This window comes from Flavobacterium sp. YJ01 (assembly GCF_029320955.1).
Taxonomy (GTDB): domain Bacteria; phylum Bacteroidota; class Bacteroidia; order Flavobacteriales; family Flavobacteriaceae; genus Flavobacterium.
Map to the genome: position 1 here is coordinate 2,022,089 of NZ_CP119757.1, position 16,082 is coordinate 2,038,170.

Below are 16,082 nucleotides of genomic sequence, written 5' to 3' on the forward strand. Positions count from 1 at the left end.
TGCAAATATACATCCCTGTACTTTAAAACTTAAACTATTATGGCTAAAAAAAGCACAATTCAGACAGAAAAAGTAAATACGCATATTGTAGAGTGGCTAAAAAATTACGCTAACAATGCAAAAGTAAACGGTTTTGTAATAGGAATCTCAGGAGGAGTTGATTCTGCTGTAACTTCAACTTTATGCGCGCAGACAGGACTGAAAGTTTTATGTGTTGAAATGCCTATTCATCAGGCAGAAAGCCAAGTTAGCAGAGCGAAAGAACATATTGATCAGCTGAAAAAGCGTTTTCCAAATGTTTCTGATGTTCAAACAGATCTAACTGCTGTTTTTGAATCTTTCAAAAGTGCTGTTCCTAAAACAGATGATGAAGCGAAAGTAAATTTAGCATTAGCCAATACTCGTGCGCGCATCAGAATGACTTCTTTATATTATTTAGCTGGAATTCATGGTTTATTGGTTGCCGGAACTGGAAACAAAGTGGAAGATTTCGGCGTAGGTTTTTATACAAAATATGGAGATGGCGGTGTCGATTTGAGTCCAATTGCAGATTTAATGAAATCTGACGTTTATGCTTTAGGAGATTTTTTGCAAATTCCACAATCAATTTTAACAGCTGCACCGACCGATGGATTATTTGGAGATAACCGTACAGATGAAGACCAATTAGGAGCTAGTTATGACGAATTAGAGTGGGCAATGTTGGCTGCGGAGTCAGGAAATACGGCAACTGACTTCGACGGGAGAGAAAAATCTGTCTTCGAAATTTATAAACGATTAAACACCAGCAACAAGCATAAAATGGACCCAATTCCGGTTTGTTTGATACCAAAAACGTTAAAATAAAAGATTTTAACATTCTAAGAAAGATATTACAGAATTTATTTATTAATTTTACCACTCCAAAAACATGAACAATTCTAAAAAAGGTAAAAATTATGATTAAAGTATGTCTAGCAGACAATCATCCTGTTACGCACTTTGGCGTTAAGTCTTATTTCAAAGACCACGATCAAATTTCAATTGTTGCCAACGTAGGCAATTTTTCAATGGTTAGAGATATTCTTCAGACGAAGGAAATCGACATTCTAATCTTAGATTTAGAGTTAGAAGGCCTTTCAAGTATCTTTGAAATTAAATCTATCTTAAAAAATTTCCCAAAAACAAAAATTGTTATTTTCAGTGATCTTGCTGAGCAAATGTACGCTCCAAACGCAATTAAAGCAGGAGTTTCTGGGTATGTACACAAAACAGAAAAACTTGAAACATTAGGTCATTCTATTATTAAAGTACACGAAGGAAAAATTATCATCAACGAAACAGTACGCAAAAACATGGCACTTATTGCGAAACAAAGCAAAAGCGAGCGTCTGTACAGAAAACTTTCTAACCGTGAAATCGAGGTTTTACGTTATTTAAGTGATGGTAAGAAAAATAATGAAATCTCTAAAATCTTAAATCTGAACGAAAAAACGATCAGTACTTACAAACTGAGATTATTAACTAAATTGAATGTTACTAATTTAGTTGACTTGGTTAACAAAGCGAAGACTTTAGAAATTATTTAATTACAATTCGAAAATCTTAATCTTTAAGAAATTCGAGAAACTATAAAACTCTATCTTTTTTGATTTATCAGATAAGATAGAGTTTTTTCCTTTTTAGTGATACGGCACAACTACACGACCTAATTTCCTAGAAAAATTATTTAGTAATTTTGAATAATCTATAACCATACTCAAAACTTCCGAATTATCTTCTTGCGGATCTGTTAATAAAGAATTCTTTAATTCCGCAATTATTGCAGACACCAAATACCATCTCATAGCAAATATGGTCTCCGAAACATTCTGCTCGATCGTTTCACTTTTTTGTTTTGGAAAAATATTCTGCCCTTCCCAATTATGAATGGTTAATCTTTCATCTTCCATTAAGATATTGGTTACTTCCTGAGCAAATTCAGGCTGCAAATGCATCAAATACTTATCTAAACTAAAAGTCTCATTCTGATTATAAAAATCGATAAGATTACTATAAATATTCTGAAATAAAACATTCGACAATTCTATCTCATCTTCCTGAAGGCTTAAATATATTTTTTCGAATACTTTATACTGTCTTTTTTCCGAAACTTCTTTTACATTTCCTTCTTCATCTGCTTTCAAGAAAACATCTTCAAAATCTTCTACTAGATTTCCGTACAAAAGTAAAACCTCAATGACTTTTCTTTCGAAACCATATAAAATATCTACTTTTTGAGCTTGCTCTTGCGGATAATATCCTGGATCACCTGGATAATCATCTGGCGGACCATTTCTTGGATCTTCTGGATCTCCTCCAGAAAATGTACCTGCTTGCGGAGGCTGATTTCTATGGACTTCAAAAGGTCTTTGTTCTTGTTTCTGTTTTTTATTTGCTTCAGCAATATCTTTCTGAATCAATTGCGCCAAAGTACTCGTCAAGACCTGCTCCGAAATATCCATGATTCGAGCACATTCCTGAATATAAACTTCACGCTGAATACGGTCTGGAATTTTAGAAATACTCGTAACCATATCACGAATCAGATCTGCCTTTTTTATCGGATCATTCTTGGCTTCGCCCATTAAAATCGAAGCCTTAAATTGTATAAAATCTTTACTGTTATTTTCTAAATAGGCAACTAAATCTTCATGAGAATTTTTTCGAGCAAAACTATCAGGATCTTCTCCATCAGGAAAAGAACAAACTCTCACATTCATCCCTTCTTCCAAAATCAAATCGATTCCTCGAATAGAAGCACGCAAACCAGCCGCATCTCCATCAAAAAGAACAGTGATATTTCTTGTCAAACGGTTTATTAAACGAATCTGATCTGGCGTTAAAGCTGTTCCAGAAGAAGCTACAACATTTTCAATTCCGGTTTGACTGAACTGAATAACATCTGTATAACCTTCTACCAAATAACAATTGTTTTGTTTGGCAATAGCTTGTTTAGCATGATAAATTCCGTAAAGCACTTTACTTTTATGGTAAATATCACTTTCTGGCGAATTCAGGTATTTTGCCGCTTTTTTATCATTCGTTAAAATACGTCCACCAAAACCTAAAACACGACCAGACATGCTTTGAATTGGAAACATTACACGGCCTTTAAATCGGTCAAACGGACGATCTTCTCTAGCGATTGTTAAACCTGTGCTTTCTAAAAATTCTAATTTATATCCTTTTCCTAAGGCTTCTTTCGTCAAAGCATCCCAAGTTTCTGGCGAATATCCTAAATTGAATTTTTTGATGGTTTCGTTTGTAAATCCTCTTTCTTTAAAATAAGATAATCCAATTGCTTTTCCTTCTTCAGAGTTTATCAAAACATCTTGAAAATATTTGGCCGCGAATTCAGAAACCAGATACATACTTTCTCGAATATCTGTATTTGCTTTTTCTGCTTCCGATTGTTCGGTTTCTTCAATTTCGATATTGTATTTTTTCGCTAAATATCGAATCGCTTCCGGATAAGTAAATTGCGAATGCTCCATTAAGAACTTAACCGAGTTTCCTCCTTTTCCAGTACTAAAATCTTTCCAGATTCCTTTTGCTGGAGAAACCATGAACGAAGGAGAACGCTCATCGGAAAACGGACTCAGACCTTTAAAGTTACTTCCTGCACGTTTCAAATTCACAAAATCGCCAATAACCTCCTCTACTCGAGCAGTTTCAAAAACAGAATCAATGGTATTTTGCGAAATCAATGTGTGTGCGGTTTTAAAAGTTGAGAGCTTGCAAAAATACGTAAATCCTATCGTAATTTTGCAGCTTTTTAAAACAAAAAAGCATCTCGATGGAGATGCCTTTTTCACTAACTAAACTTAATTTCATTCTTAATTGAAATCGAAGCGAATACCTAACGAAATATTATTTTCATCAACAGTATTATTTTTGAAAACTGAATTTAAATCATATTTCAAATACAAGCTTATTTCTTTATAACCTATATAAGAGCTTAATCCGTAAACAAAATTATTAACATTATAATCGCCTTTGGTCTTTTGTGTGGTTTTGTAATCATTGTCTTCAAATTTCAAAATCTGTTTCGATTTTACATTGATTCCCGCATATCCTCCAAATCCCATTCGGAATCCTCTATGCGTTCTAAAATATGTTTTCCCGTCATGATTACCATCTTTCGAAAAATCAAATTCTAAATGAACTGGCGCCACTAAATACACATTTCTAAAACGAGATTCTTTTAAATGTATCGGATTGGTCACTAAATCTGTCTGGTCACCATTTACAACAAAACTGCGATTATCTGTTGGTCGAAGATTGTTGTACATTAATGAAAGTCCGTATTTGGCATGCAGTAAATTATTATCGTTTAAAATTCTGGAATTAAAAGTTAAACCCCATTCGTAAAAATGCGATCCGATAAAATTATAATTTGAATCCTGCAGTTCACCATCGATCATTGTACTATTTAAACCCATTGCAAATACAAATTGAGAAGTCGTTCTTTTAGATTCTCTTTTTACTTTGTCATCTTCTCCTTTATAGACCTTCATTGCAGGAATATTTATTTCCCTTTTATGCGGATTGATTGAGTCACTGCTAGTGCCAATTACCAAAACCGTCCCTTCTTTTGTTTTATTGTAATTCACTTTGCCGTCTACTTTTTCTTGAACCAATTCTTGTAATTTTTCCTGTTCGATGGCAACTCTATTTTCAATATTACGAGCTCTTTTTTCCGCAAACTCTTTTTTCCTTTTTTCAGCTTCTTCTTTTGAAATTGTTCCTTCGACTAATTGATTATTGACCTCATCAACTTCCTTTTTTAAAGCTGCTTTCTCTTCATTTGTTATATTTTCAATAGCAACAGCAATTGTTTTCGCTTTGTTCTCAAAAGTTTCTTGCCCTACTACTTTAGTGACGAATAAGAAAACTAAGAGAAATAAATAAATGGTAAAATTTTTCATGATTGTTGTTTTAGTTTGATTGATTTGATTGATGATTATTTAATTTTTAACATTTCGATTTTCTACTGCCACTTTTACCGTATGATAGCTTTTGTTGATTTTTGCAATCATTTTTTCTCTAAATGAAAGTTCCAATTCTCCGTCTACCTGATCTAATAAGTCGTTAGAATTAATTTTTACTTTTGGTTTTGATTTAACCGTATTTTCTGCTAAAATTTTAGTTTCAGCCGTTTCTAGTAATTGATCGACATTTTCTTTTTTAGAAATTTCTGCAATTACTGCTTCATTATTTGATGATTGTTTTTCTTGATTGTTTTTGATGATGACTGAAGACTCCGCTATTTGATTTGATTCATTTTTTATAGATTTATTTGAAATTTGATTCCCTACTTTTTCTTTTTTATTTAAAGTTTCTTCCGAAGTTTTTTCAGCAACAACAGTTTCGTTTTTTTTCGAATCAACTTCGTTTAAAATTGGTTTAGTCGTTGATTCTTTTTCGATTTCCTTTTCAACAACGATTGTTTTTGTTGGTTCTGCAGTATTTTTATTTTGATTGAAAAAAATAGTTCCAACCAATAAAAAACCGATAAAACTTGCGGCGATATAAAGCCATTTTCTTTTTGATTTCTTCGAATCAAGTTTAATTGGCTTTTTCTCTTCGGCTACACTCAACATAGCGTCCAATCGATCCCAAGCTTTGTTGCTTGGTTCAATTTTACGTTCGTTTAGTTTTTCACGGAAATCCTTTTCAAAATTATTCGGTTCCATTATCTTGTTTTTTTAGAATAGTAATTTGTGTTTGCAGCATTTTTCTAGCGTGCGATAATTGCGATTTCGATGTTCCTTCATTAATGCCTAACATCTTGGCAATTTCATTGTGTTTGTAACCTTCAATGGCGTATAAATTGAAAACCATTTTATAGCCGTCGGGCAAAGCATCAATTAAATATTGAATCTGTTCTACCGTAAACTGGCTGTCAATTTCATTAAAACTTTCTTCAACAAAAAATTCATCTTCGGCAAATTTTACTTTTTTCTGAACTCTTAAATACGAAATGCATTCGTTAACCATAATTCGGCGGATCCAGCCTTCAAAGCTTCCTTTGTGTTCGAAGTTTTTCAAATTCGTAAACACTTTCATGAAAGCGGTTATCATTACATCTTCGGCCAATTGAATGTCTTTTATATATTGTCGACATACACTCAACATTTTAGAAGAAAACTTACTATAAATCTGCTGCTGCGCCTGACGATTATTTTCGACAGCCAGCTTTATGATTTTGGTTTCTTCTTGATGTAACTGGATAATTTTCATTAATAAGCTTTTCGGTTTTGGTTTTAGAAACAGACTTCTATTAGCATAGACGATTGTCGATTTAAAATGGTTGCACGGGAGAAAAAAAATAATTAAACAATTAGAAAATTAGCCAATTAGATAATTGATTTACAACAAAGTATAACCAATTATCTAATTGACACATTTTCTTATTATCTAATTTAAAAAGATTATTTTTTTCTTTCGATTACGTAGTTTACCATCAAAGTCAAAGCATCTTTAAACTCAGAATCTTCAAAGTTTTGAAGTAATGCAAGTGCTTCCTGCTGGAATTCGACCATTTTGTTTTCGGCGTAAGCCAAACCATTATTGTTTTTTACAAAGGCAATAACTTCTTTTACGCGTTTTTTGTCTTTGTTGTGGTTTTTGATGGAGTTTATCAACCACTTTTTTTCTTGCGGAGTACAAGTATTTAAAACGTGAATTAAAGGCAAAGTCATTTTTTGCTCCTTAATATCTATTCCGGTTGGTTTTCCGATGGCTTCTTCGCTGTAATCGAATAAATCGTCTTTAATTTGAAATGCCATTCCGATTAGTTCACCGAATTTACGCATGTTTTCTACCTGAATATCGTCTTCGATTACGGCTTTCGCGCCAAGCGCACAACAAGCTGCAATAAGTGTTGCGGTTTTCTTTCTGATGATTTCGTAATAAACGTCTTCGGTAATATCAAGTCGGCGGGCTTTTTCTATTTGAAGCAATTCACCTTCGCTCATTTCGCGAACAGCAACAGAAATAATTCTCAATAAATCGAAATCGCCGTTATCTATAGAAAGCAATAAACCTTTTGAAAGTAAATAATCTCCAACTAAAACAGCAATTTTATTTTTCCAAAGCGCGTTGATGGAGAAAAATCCGCGACGGCGATTACTATCGTCTACTACGTCATCATGAACTAAAGTTGCGGTATGAATCAATTCGATTACCGAAGCTCCACGATAGGTTCTTTCGTTTACAATACCGCCAGAAACCATTTTTGCAGTAAGAAAAACAAACATTGGACGCATCTGTTTTCCCTTGCGGTTTACGATGTAATAAGTGATTCGGTTTAGTAATGCAACCTTTGAAGTCATCGATTCATGGAACTTTTTTTCGAAAAGTTCCATTTCGTTAAAAATAGGCTGCTTTATTTGAGACGTAATATTCATTTAAACACCAAATATACTATTTTAAATAAAAAAACGTTGTGTATTTTAGGTTAGGATTTAAATAATTTATCCTTCAACCTGAAAAAAACACCAAAAATAGTTCTAACTAATACTGATTTGAATTCATTAACCCAAACTATTTATTATATGAAAACAAAATTTTTATTAATTGGTACTTTTATTACTATGTCTTTTTTTATCGGCTGTAGTTCTGATGAAAAAACAAATGATGGATCAGGAAAAGCGATTACGAACGAAGAAATTATAACCAATTCCAAAATCGACGCTTCTGTAGAAGATGTGACAAATATTGCTGAAGATCAATTTAGTGCACAACTCAATGTAAATGCAAAACCAGGCGGACCAATAAAGAATTTCTTGCCAAGCTGCGCTACAATTACAACAGTTTTAACCAATAATACTTGGACAAAAACGGTGGATTTTGGCGTTGAAGGCTGTACTTTAAATAACGGAAATACAGTAAAAGGAAAAATGGTCGTTTCTTTTTCGAATGATTTTAGTTCTTCGACACAAACAATCAGCTACACTTTTGAAGGATTTTATCATAATGGTAAAAAAATTCAGGGAAGCAAAAGTATTGTGAGAACAATTAAAGAAACTAATATTTTGGTAACTGCGCATCCGGTTTCAACGGCTTCGATAGATTTGACCATTACTTTTGACGACGGTGGTGTTTATACCAGAAAGGGAACTTTGATAAAAGAAATGACATCTGGTTACGATACTTGGTTTGATTGGGATGATAATGCTTTTGTAGTAACTGGAAGCGGTTCTACAACTTTCCCGAATGGAGATACTTTTTCGGCAGAAATTACTACTCCTTTAGAATTTAATGCTTCTTGCAGAAAATCTTTTGCCGTAAAAGGAATTGTTTCTATTACCAAAAATGGTGCTTCGGCAACCATAGATTACGGAAACGGAGATTGCGACACGCTTGCGAAAGTAACAAAAGACGGAGTTACAGAAGAAATAGATTTGAAAAAATAATATCCTTTTTGCCCAAGAAAAAAGCATTAAAAACCAGAAATATTCTCGTTTTTAATGCTTTTTTTTATTTGTAATATTCAAATGTCCCGAAGGGACATGTATCAACATTGTCAATATTATTTTCTACCGATGAGATATTCCTAACGGAATATATTCTGATAATTTTTCTGCCGAGCTTATAGTTTAAACTTCCTAACGGAATATTTGTGGTAAATTTTTATTCTGCTTCTTTATTGGCTAATTGTCCGCAAGCGGCATCGATATCTTTTCCTCGACTTCTTCTCACTTTTACTACTACTCCGATATTTTCTAATGCTTCTATGTAAGCCATAATCGATTCTTCTGAAGCTTGTTGGAATTCACCGTCATCAATTGGGTTGTATTCAATTAAATTGACTTTACACGGTACATATTTACAGAATTTCACTAAGGCATCAACCGAAGCTTTATCATCGTTTATTCCTTTCCAAACTACATATTCGTAAGAAATTTTGCTTTTTGTTTTTCTATACCAATATTCTAATGCTTCTCGTAAATCTTTTAATGGGAAGTTTTTACTGAAAGGCATAATACGTGCGCGAGTTTCATCAATTGCCGAGTGTAAAGAAACGGCTAGTTTAAACTTCACATCGTCATCTGCCATTTTTTTGATCATTTTCGGAATTCCAGAAGTCGAAACCATGATTCGTTTTGGAGACATTCCTAAACCTTCTTCAGAAGTAATCATATCGATCGCTTTAATGACATTATTATAATTCATTAAAGGTTCTCCCATTCCCATAAAAACAATATTCGAAAGCGGATGATTGTAGTACAAACGACTTTCTTTATCGATAGCTAAAACTTGGTCGTAAATTTCGCCTGGTTCTAGATTACGCATTCTTTTTAATCTTGCAGTCGCACAGAAATTACAATCTAAACTGCACCCGACTTGACTCGACACACAAGCAGTAGTTCTAGTTTCAGTCGGAATTAAAACAGATTCAACCACAAGTCCGTCGTGAAGTCTTACGGCATTTTTTACAGTTCCGTCGCTACTTTTCTGCATTGTATCAACCTTAATGTGATTGATTACAAAACTATTTTCAAGCATTGATCTCGTAGACTTTGCTACGTTTGTCATGTCTTCAAAACTGTGAGCTCCTTTGCTCCATAACCATTCATAAACCTGATTTCCGCGAAAAGCTTTATCTCCATTTTCAACAAAAAAATCGCGAAGCTGGTCTTTTGATAAGGCGCGTATGTCTTTTTTCTCCATTTGCATGCTGCAAAGTTAATCACTTTTGTCATTTTTCTTAGCTTTTTAAATACATTCTTAAAATCTACTTGAAAAAAGACGAATTATTAAAGCTTTCGCAAAAAACACATAACATAATAATAGACAAATATTTACAATCGAATTATTCTTCACAAAAAAATTGAATTGAGTTTGAATTAATCTATTCATCCTTTACAGTAAAGATTTAATAAAACTTTTGCCATGATTTTTATCATTCCTTTTGGCTAATGTGAACAATAATTTTGATCAAAGAAACCAAGGTTAGTTCTCAACCACTATCGAACTCACCTGATTAAAATTAACCTATACATAATCAAGATGAAAACAATTAAATCAATCCTATTAACGGTAATCTTTACAACCGCTTCATTACAAATAAATGCACAAAGAACTTACAATGTAACTGCAAATTCGACATTTGAAGTTGCAGGAACTTCTACCGTACACGATTGGGTAATGAAATCTACAGAAGGAACCGGAACAGCCAACTTAACCATCAAAGATTCTAAGCTGGTAGGAATTAACAGCTTAAACATATCATTATTAGCCGAAAGTTTAAAAAGCTACAAAACCAGTATGGATAAAGTAGCGTATGAAGCTCTTGACACTGAAAATCATCAAACTATTGAATACACTTTAAAATCAGCAGTAAAAGCAGACGAAACAACTTGGAACTTAACTGGAGTTTATACTATTGCTGGCGTAAGTAAAGAATTTGTAACTCAAGTAAGAATAACATTCTCTAATGGAACTTTGACTTTACAGGGTTCTAACCAAATCACGTTTGGCGATTTTGAAATGACTCCTCCAAAAGCGGCACTTGGAGTTGTAAAAGCGGGCAAAGATTTAACAGTGATTTTCAATATCATTTTAAGCTAAAAAGAATCAATTCTAATGTTAAAATAAATACACTTTTTAAGTTTTTATTTTCTCTAACTAAATGTTAAAAACTAACAATTTAATAAAATTCGACACCGCTTTTTGTCTTAGTGATCGGTTTTACAAAAAATGAAAACGTTGTAGTTATTAAATACCTATTTAATAAAATTTTAACAATGATTTTTATCATGTCTTGAATTGATATATAGAAGGATCTTTGATACAAATTAAAACAACATTCTTAGTACTAATTAGAAACTGGCCGACACATTAACTCATTCTTTAAAATAAAAACATGACAAAATGAAAACAAATACCTTAAAATTTTTAGCCGTTGTTACTGCATTTTTAGGAATTACAACAATTGCTACAGCACAAAAATCTTACGCTTTAGACAAATCTACTTTCTCAGTCGCTGGAACCTCAACACTTCATGACTGGGAAATGAAGTCGGCTTCTGGAACTGGAACTGCTTCACTTAATATCGCTAACGGAAAACTAACAGATATCGAAGCATTAACAATAAATCTTCCTGCTGAAACTGTAAAAAGCGAGAAAAAGAGCATGGATAAAGTAGCTTATGAAACTTTAAAAACTGATAAAAACAAAAATATCAAATACGTTCTAAAATCTGCTGAAAAAGTAAACGAAACAACTTGGGAACTTACAGGAACTTATACCATTGCTGGAGTTAGCAAAGTATACAAAACGACTGTAAAAACAGCTGTTACAAAAGATGGTTTAAATCTGCAAGGATCAAACAAAATCACTTTTACAGATTTCGGAATGAAATCGCCAACTGCAATGCTTGGCACCATTAAAACAGGACAAGACCTAACCATAAAATTTAATTTAAACTTTAATTTATAATTGCCATGAAGAAGATTTATATCCTATTTATTACATTAATAAGTACGTTTGCTGTTGAGGCACAAGTTAGTTTTGGAAACATGCAAAACCAAATTTCTAGAGGAAAAGATGGTATCAACGTTTTCGACGTACAAAAAGACAACAGAGAATTTAAAGGTCTTAGCATTGACTTTGGTGGGGCTTTCAATATGGATTTTCAAGCAACAAATTCATTCAACGACCAGCCTGCTAGTTCTACTACTATCACTACAACACCTACCGGGACTACAACTAGAACAATTACAGGATATCGTTTAATGAATACTGAAAACAATTTTACGCTACCTGCTGCAGATATGTACATTGGTGCTCAATTGTTTGACGGAGTAAGAGTAAATTTAGATGTTTATTTAGCGTCAAGACACCACAATGATTCTTATGTAAAAGGTGGCTACTTACAAATTGACAAGTTAGACTTCATCAAAAAAGATTTCTTGGCTGATGTAATGAAATATGCTACAATTAAAATTGGACAAATGGAGAACAATTTTGGTGATGCTCACTTTAGAGGTTCTGATAATGGTAACACAATCAAAAATGCATTTGTTGGAAACAATATTATGTATTCTTTCTCTACAGAAATGGGTATGGAGGTTTACTACAACAGAAGCGGATGGGTAAGTATGTTAGGTGTTACAAATGGTAATTTAAATCAAAGTAATGAAGAAGTTTTTTACCCTTCTGGTCCGAACGCAAATACAACACATAGCCCTTCAATCTTAGCTAAATTTGGTTATGACAAACAGATTAATGAAGATTTAAGAATAAGATTAACTGGTTCTTACTACCATAATGCAAATCTTGGTAACGCAAACATCTATTCTGCAAATAGATCAGGATTTGGTTATTGGGGTATCTTGAATAATAATGCTTATAAAAATACTATTACTAAGACCGATGCTAACGGAAATGTTATTTCTACAACTACTACTGATGTTGCTACTAGTTTTAGCAAAACATCTACTCCAGAGGCAACGTTCAATCCTAATTTCAAAAATTGGGCTACAACATACATGATTAACCCTTTTATAAAATATAAAGGACTTGAATTCTTCGGAACGATCGAATTAGCTTCAGGAGGAGACAAAGCAGGAACTGATGACAAACGTACTGCTAATCAATATGCTTCAGAGCTTATTTACAGATTTGGAAAAACAGAACAATTCTATCTAGGAGGAAAATACAATACAGTATCTGGAAAATTATCTAATGCCGATGCTAAAGAAGTTACTGTAGATAAATTTGAAGCAAGTGCTGGTTGGTTTATGACTAAAAACATCTTAGCTAAATTAAACTACGTTAATCAAAACTATAAAAACTACTCACAATTTACAGGAGATCCTGCTACTGGAAATGTAAATAACTTTTATGGTGGTAAGTTTAATGGTTTAGTATTCGAAGCAGTAATTGCATTCTAATATATAAAAAAATGAAAACGAGATTTTCAATATTAATTATGGGTTTAGCAATTTTCTTTTTCTTAGGAAGTGCTAAACCCACTTTTTTACCAGAAGATACGGCTGTGGTAATAAATAAAATTAAAATAGAAATCACAGGACTATCTACAGTTGGCAAGTACAATTGCTCTAACACCTTTAATATAAAGGACACCGTTTATGTAAATTGTGCTAAAAAGAACACTTTCAATACCGATATTAAAATGTCAAATTTCGATTGTGGCAACAAAATAATGACAAAGGATTTGCAAGGAACTGTAAAGGTGAAAAAATTTCCAAACAGCACAGTAAGTATTACTGATATTAAAAAAGATGGTAAAAATTACAAATGCACGCTAAACTTTTACATTACCGACAAAACACTGAAATACAAAGATTTCATCTTATACAATTCCGACGATAAGATTCAAGGAACATTAAATTTAAAATTCTCTGATATCGAATTAGAAGCTCCGGTAAAAATGGCTGGTCTTATAAAAGTAAAAGATGATATTATTATAAATTTCAGTTTATATAAAAATTAAAAAAAATTATCTTCTCTATTCAGAATTGAAAAATTTTGGCATAAGAATTGTCTTGCTCTCGAAAGAAAAATAATCTTACAAAGAGCTCAATCATTTTAAAATTTGTATTTTTATTTTTCAGCCATTAACCTTTAAGTTTTATCAACCTAAAAAAATTGAAATTATGAAAAAACAGATTTTAAGTTTAGCTGTTATCGCTTTATTAGCATTCGCTGTTCAGTCATGCGAGAAAAAAGAAACAAAACCTGCTGAAGACGAATTAACTCTTGGAAACAAAGTTGACTCATTGACAACGGATATTGAAGAAGTTAAAGATAGTGCTGTAAGTAAAGCTGAAAGCGCTGCGACTAAAGCTAAAGATGCGACTGAAACTGCAGCTCAAGACGTTAAAGACGCTACTAAAAAAGCTGCTGAAGACGTAAAAGATGCGACTAAAAAAGGAGCAGAAAAAGTTGAAAATGCTGCAAAAGCTGCAAAAGACGGAACTGTAAAAACAGCTAAAGAAGTAAATGAAGCTTTGAAAAAATAAGCAAATTAAAAACTAACAAACGGAAACCATTCGCCATAAACGAATGGTTTTTTTATGCCAAATAGTTCGCCAATATTTTTTGTATTTTTGTCTTCAAATTACAAGATACTACAACATGCATTTTATATCACAAGAATTAGAAGATTACATCGAACAGCATTCGGAAAATGAACCAGAATTGTTGGCTAAACTCAATAAAGAAACCTACCAAAAAATACTTTTACCAAGAATGTTAAGCGGCCATTTCCAAGGTCGTGTTTTAAGTATGTTATCTAAATTGATTCGTCCTGTAAATATTCTAGAAATTGGTACTTACACAGGTTACGCAGCATTGTGTTTATGTGAAGGAATGCAGGAAAACGGGCAATTGCACACAATTGACATCAAAGAAGAATTAGTTGATTTCCAAAGAAAATATTTTGATGCATCGCCTTGGGGAAAACAAATTTTTCAGCATTTGGGTGAAGCTGTAAATATCATTCCAGATTTAGACGTAAAATTTGATTTGGTTTTTATTGATGCGGATAAAGAAAACTACCTCAATTATTGGGAAATGATTGTTCCAAAAATGAATAAAGGCGGAATTATTTTATCGGATAATGTTTTATGGAGCGGAAAAATTTTAGAGCCAGTTCATCCAAATGATGTTAGCACAAAAGTACTTTTAGAATACAATCAGCTTTTAAAAGATGATCCAAGAGTCGAAACTGTTCTTCTGCCAATTCGTGATGGATTGACGGTTAGTAGAGTTCTTTAATTTTTTGAGGTTCTAAGGTTCTGAGATGCTAAGCTTCTAAGGTATAAATTGATTTAAACTTATTTTGATTTGCCTCCTGCTTTAGCTGGAGATAATGGTTTTTCATAAAAGATAAGGCTTTAGCCAAATACTCATTTGTATTTTGGCTAAAGCCTTTTTAACATTATTATAATAAAAAAACTCCAGCTAAAGCTGGAGCCAATTCAATTATATAATTTTTTAAAATCCAAAAGAAAAACCTTCGAAGCTTAGCATCTCAGAAACTTAGCTCCTTTAAAATCTATCCCGGAAAATATTGCGGTTTCAATTTTCTGTACACTAAATAAATAAGCGATCCGAAAAGTGCTCCAAAGAAATATCCAGCAAGAATATCTCCTGGAAAATGCAAACCTAAATAAATTCGGCTGTAAGCAAATATTAAAGGCCATAAAAACAAGAAGCCAATATATTTAAAATAACGTCTTAAAACCCAAAATAAGAAAGTTGCAACTGCCATTGTATTTGCAGCGTGTCCAGAGAAAAAACTAAACGATTTTCTAGAATCCACAACTCTGATAATTGTATTTACTTCTGGATCATTACAAGGTCGTAAACGCTGAAAAGTATGTTTAAATAAATTACAAGTCTGATCTGTAAAAGCAATCAGAACTGCTATAAAAAGCAATAAATACAGAGTCTGCTTACCTCCTATTTTTTTATAAATAAGATAAAAAAGCAATAGAAAAAATGGTGTCCAATACAACTGCTGAGTAATAATCAGCCAAAGTTTATCATAAGTTTCAGAACCTAATCCGTTAAGATATATTAAGAGATTTTTATCTAATTCCTTTATTGTTTCAAGCATTATCTTTGGCGTTTAATAGGTCCAGAAAGTGTATCAATATCTTCTTTTACTTTTTCGATTTCATTGGTTGTATCTCCTAAAAGATTTCCTGTATCTCCGAGTAAATTAGATTTTGCATTATTAATTTCTGCATTAATATTTCCTGTGATATCAGTCAAAGATTTAGAATCGAGACCGTTGGCCTCAGCTCCTTTTTGAATTTCACTTTTAATATCATTAGTTGCATTTTTTAACTGAGCCATAGCTTTTCCCATTGTACGAGCAATTTCTGGAACTTTATCTGAACCAAAAAGCATTAGTACTATAAACAGTATAAAAACTAATTCTCCTCCTCCTATACCAAACATAACTTTTATTTTTGTTGACGCAAAGATATTAAATTTTGCACCTTAGAGTTTTAAAATTAACTTAAAAAGTCCTTTAAAATGCATTTATTAAAAAAGAAAAAAGTTCATTAGGCTTT

Annotated in this window: 17 protein-coding genes; 9 read left to right on the plus strand and 8 right to left on the minus strand. The window is 32.5% G+C overall.

The genetic code is table 11. The features are described from left to right. Positions 1-39 precede the first annotated feature (39 nt). Positions 40-846 (plus strand): NAD(+) synthase, encoded by an 807-nt coding sequence (nadE, locus tag P0R33_RS08865; RefSeq protein ID WP_276175096.1) that lies wholly within the window; start codon positions 40-42, stop codon positions 844-846. A gap of 92 nt (positions 847-938) precedes the next feature. Then, positions 939-1,568 carry a response regulator transcription factor gene (locus P0R33_RS08870; protein ID WP_008467169.1) on the plus strand — a complete coding sequence of 210 codons (630 nt, stop codon included), beginning with the start codon at positions 939-941 and terminating at the stop codon, positions 1,566-1,568. Between the two features lie 93 nt (positions 1,569-1,661). On the opposite strand, the gene dnaG is transcribed toward P0R33_RS08870, so the two are convergent. The 5 genes from dnaG to P0R33_RS08895 all read right to left on the minus strand — a co-directional run bounded on the left by dnaG (position 1,662) and on the right by P0R33_RS08895 (position 7,433). Then, the gene (gene dnaG, locus P0R33_RS08875; protein WP_276175097.1) at positions 1,662-3,728 is read right to left on the minus strand and encodes a DNA primase; all 2,067 of its coding nucleotides are present in this window, start codon (positions 3,726-3,728) and stop codon (positions 1,662-1,664) included. 129 nt (positions 3,729-3,857) lie between these two features. Further along, positions 3,858-4,949: a hypothetical protein gene (locus P0R33_RS08880; RefSeq protein WP_276175098.1), complete on the minus strand. Its 1,092-nt coding sequence runs from the start codon at positions 4,947-4,949 to the stop codon at positions 3,858-3,860. A 39-nt stretch (positions 4,950-4,988) separates the two neighbouring features. Next, on the minus strand, positions 4,989-5,717 hold the full coding sequence (locus P0R33_RS08885; protein ID WP_276175099.1) for a hypothetical protein: 729 nt from the start codon (positions 5,715-5,717) through the stop codon (positions 4,989-4,991). Continuing rightward, the gene (locus tag P0R33_RS08890; protein WP_276175100.1) at positions 5,704-6,264 is read right to left on the minus strand and encodes an RNA polymerase sigma factor; all 561 of its coding nucleotides are present in this window, start codon (positions 6,262-6,264) and stop codon (positions 5,704-5,706) included. Before P0R33_RS08890 ends, P0R33_RS08885 begins: the two co-directional genes overlap by 14 nt. Positions 6,265-6,455: 191 nt before the next feature. After that, entirely contained in the window at positions 6,456-7,433 is a 978-nt protein-coding gene (locus P0R33_RS08895; protein WP_276175101.1) for a polyprenyl synthetase family protein, read from the minus strand. Positions 7,434-7,580: 147 nt separating this feature from the next. Here P0R33_RS08895 and P0R33_RS08900 point away from each other — a divergent pair, with 147 nt between their 5' ends. Then, positions 7,581-8,441 (plus strand): hypothetical protein, encoded by an 861-nt coding sequence (locus tag P0R33_RS08900; protein ID WP_276175102.1) that lies wholly within the window; start codon positions 7,581-7,583, stop codon positions 8,439-8,441. 217 nt (positions 8,442-8,658) lie between these two features. On the opposite strand, the gene rlmN is transcribed toward P0R33_RS08900, so the two are convergent. Beyond that, positions 8,659-9,705, minus strand: a complete 1,047-nt coding sequence (gene rlmN / locus P0R33_RS08905) for a 23S rRNA (adenine(2503)-C(2))-methyltransferase RlmN (protein WP_276175103.1) — start codon at positions 9,703-9,705, stop codon at positions 8,659-8,661. Positions 9,706-10,038: 333 nt separating this feature from the next. Between rlmN and P0R33_RS08910 the strand changes: the two genes are divergently transcribed. From P0R33_RS08910 to P0R33_RS08935, 6 genes are all read left to right on the plus strand, one after another. Beyond that, positions 10,039-10,599 carry a YceI family protein gene (locus P0R33_RS08910; protein WP_276175104.1) on the plus strand — a complete coding sequence of 187 codons (561 nt, stop codon included), beginning with the start codon at positions 10,039-10,041 and terminating at the stop codon, positions 10,597-10,599. Between the two features lie 303 nt (positions 10,600-10,902). Further along, entirely contained in the window at positions 10,903-11,469 is a 567-nt protein-coding gene (locus P0R33_RS08915) for a YceI family protein (protein WP_276175105.1), read from the plus strand. A gap of 5 nt (positions 11,470-11,474) precedes the next feature. Continuing rightward, the gene (locus P0R33_RS08920) at positions 11,475-12,926 is read left to right on the plus strand and encodes a hypothetical protein (RefSeq protein WP_276175106.1); all 1,452 of its coding nucleotides are present in this window, start codon (positions 11,475-11,477) and stop codon (positions 12,924-12,926) included. An 11-nt stretch (positions 12,927-12,937) separates the two neighbouring features. Then, positions 12,938-13,489, plus strand: a complete 552-nt coding sequence (locus tag P0R33_RS08925; RefSeq protein ID WP_276175107.1) for a hypothetical protein — start codon at positions 12,938-12,940, stop codon at positions 13,487-13,489. Positions 13,490-13,652: 163 nt separating this feature from the next. Next, entirely contained in the window at positions 13,653-14,018 is a 366-nt protein-coding gene (locus tag P0R33_RS08930) for a hypothetical protein (RefSeq protein ID WP_276175108.1), read from the plus strand. A 115-nt stretch (positions 14,019-14,133) separates the two neighbouring features. Further along, positions 14,134-14,775, plus strand: coding sequence for an O-methyltransferase (locus P0R33_RS08935; protein ID WP_111284805.1), 642 nt, complete (start codon positions 14,134-14,136; stop codon positions 14,773-14,775). Positions 14,776-15,055: 280 nt separating this feature from the next. Here P0R33_RS08935 and P0R33_RS08940 read toward each other — a convergent pair whose 3' ends face one another. Beyond that, entirely contained in the window at positions 15,056-15,619 is a 564-nt protein-coding gene (locus P0R33_RS08940) for a phosphatase PAP2 family protein (RefSeq protein ID WP_276175109.1), read from the minus strand. Further along, the gene (locus tag P0R33_RS08945) at positions 15,619-15,966 is read right to left on the minus strand and encodes a twin-arginine translocase TatA/TatE family subunit (RefSeq protein ID WP_229354399.1); all 348 of its coding nucleotides are present in this window, start codon (positions 15,964-15,966) and stop codon (positions 15,619-15,621) included. The genes P0R33_RS08940 and P0R33_RS08945 overlap by 1 nt, the downstream gene beginning before the upstream one ends. Positions 15,967-16,082 lie beyond the last annotated feature (116 nt).

Excerpts from the sequence above, each read along its gene's own strand:
- P0R33_RS08895 (WP_276175101.1), bottom strand. The coding sequence starts at position 7,433 with ATGAATATTACGTCTCAAATAAAGCAGCCTATTTTTAACGAAATGGAA.
- P0R33_RS08935 (WP_111284805.1), top strand. The coding sequence starts at position 14,134 with ATGCATTTTATATCACAAGAATTAGAAGATTACATCGAACAGCATTCG.
- P0R33_RS08910 (WP_276175104.1), top strand. The coding sequence starts at position 10,039 with ATGAAAACAATTAAATCAATCCTATTAACGGTAATCTTTACAACCGCT.
- P0R33_RS08940 (WP_276175109.1), bottom strand. The coding sequence starts at position 15,619 with ATGCTTGAAACAATAAAGGAATTAGATAAAAATCTCTTAATATATCTT.
- P0R33_RS08915 (WP_276175105.1), top strand. The coding sequence starts at position 10,903 with ATGAAAACAAATACCTTAAAATTTTTAGCCGTTGTTACTGCATTTTTA.
- P0R33_RS08880 (WP_276175098.1), bottom strand. The coding sequence starts at position 4,949 with ATGAAAAATTTTACCATTTATTTATTTCTCTTAGTTTTCTTATTCGTC.
- P0R33_RS08900 (WP_276175102.1), top strand. The coding sequence starts at position 7,581 with ATGAAAACAAAATTTTTATTAATTGGTACTTTTATTACTATGTCTTTT.
- P0R33_RS08885 (WP_276175099.1), bottom strand. The coding sequence starts at position 5,717 with ATGGAACCGAATAATTTTGAAAAGGATTTCCGTGAAAAACTAAACGAA.
- P0R33_RS08930 (WP_276175108.1), top strand. The coding sequence starts at position 13,653 with ATGAAAAAACAGATTTTAAGTTTAGCTGTTATCGCTTTATTAGCATTC.
- P0R33_RS08920 (WP_276175106.1), top strand. The coding sequence starts at position 11,475 with ATGAAGAAGATTTATATCCTATTTATTACATTAATAAGTACGTTTGCT.
- P0R33_RS08870 (WP_008467169.1), top strand. The coding sequence starts at position 939 with ATGATTAAAGTATGTCTAGCAGACAATCATCCTGTTACGCACTTTGGC.
- P0R33_RS08890 (WP_276175100.1), bottom strand. The coding sequence starts at position 6,264 with ATGAAAATTATCCAGTTACATCAAGAAGAAACCAAAATCATAAAGCTG.
- nadE (WP_276175096.1), top strand. The coding sequence starts at position 40 with ATGGCTAAAAAAAGCACAATTCAGACAGAAAAAGTAAATACGCATATT.
- P0R33_RS08945 (WP_229354399.1), bottom strand. The coding sequence starts at position 15,966 with ATGTTTGGTATAGGAGGAGGAGAATTAGTTTTTATACTGTTTATAGTA.
- P0R33_RS08925 (WP_276175107.1), top strand. The coding sequence starts at position 12,938 with ATGAAAACGAGATTTTCAATATTAATTATGGGTTTAGCAATTTTCTTT.
- rlmN (WP_276175103.1), bottom strand. The coding sequence starts at position 9,705 with ATGCAAATGGAGAAAAAAGACATACGCGCCTTATCAAAAGACCAGCTT.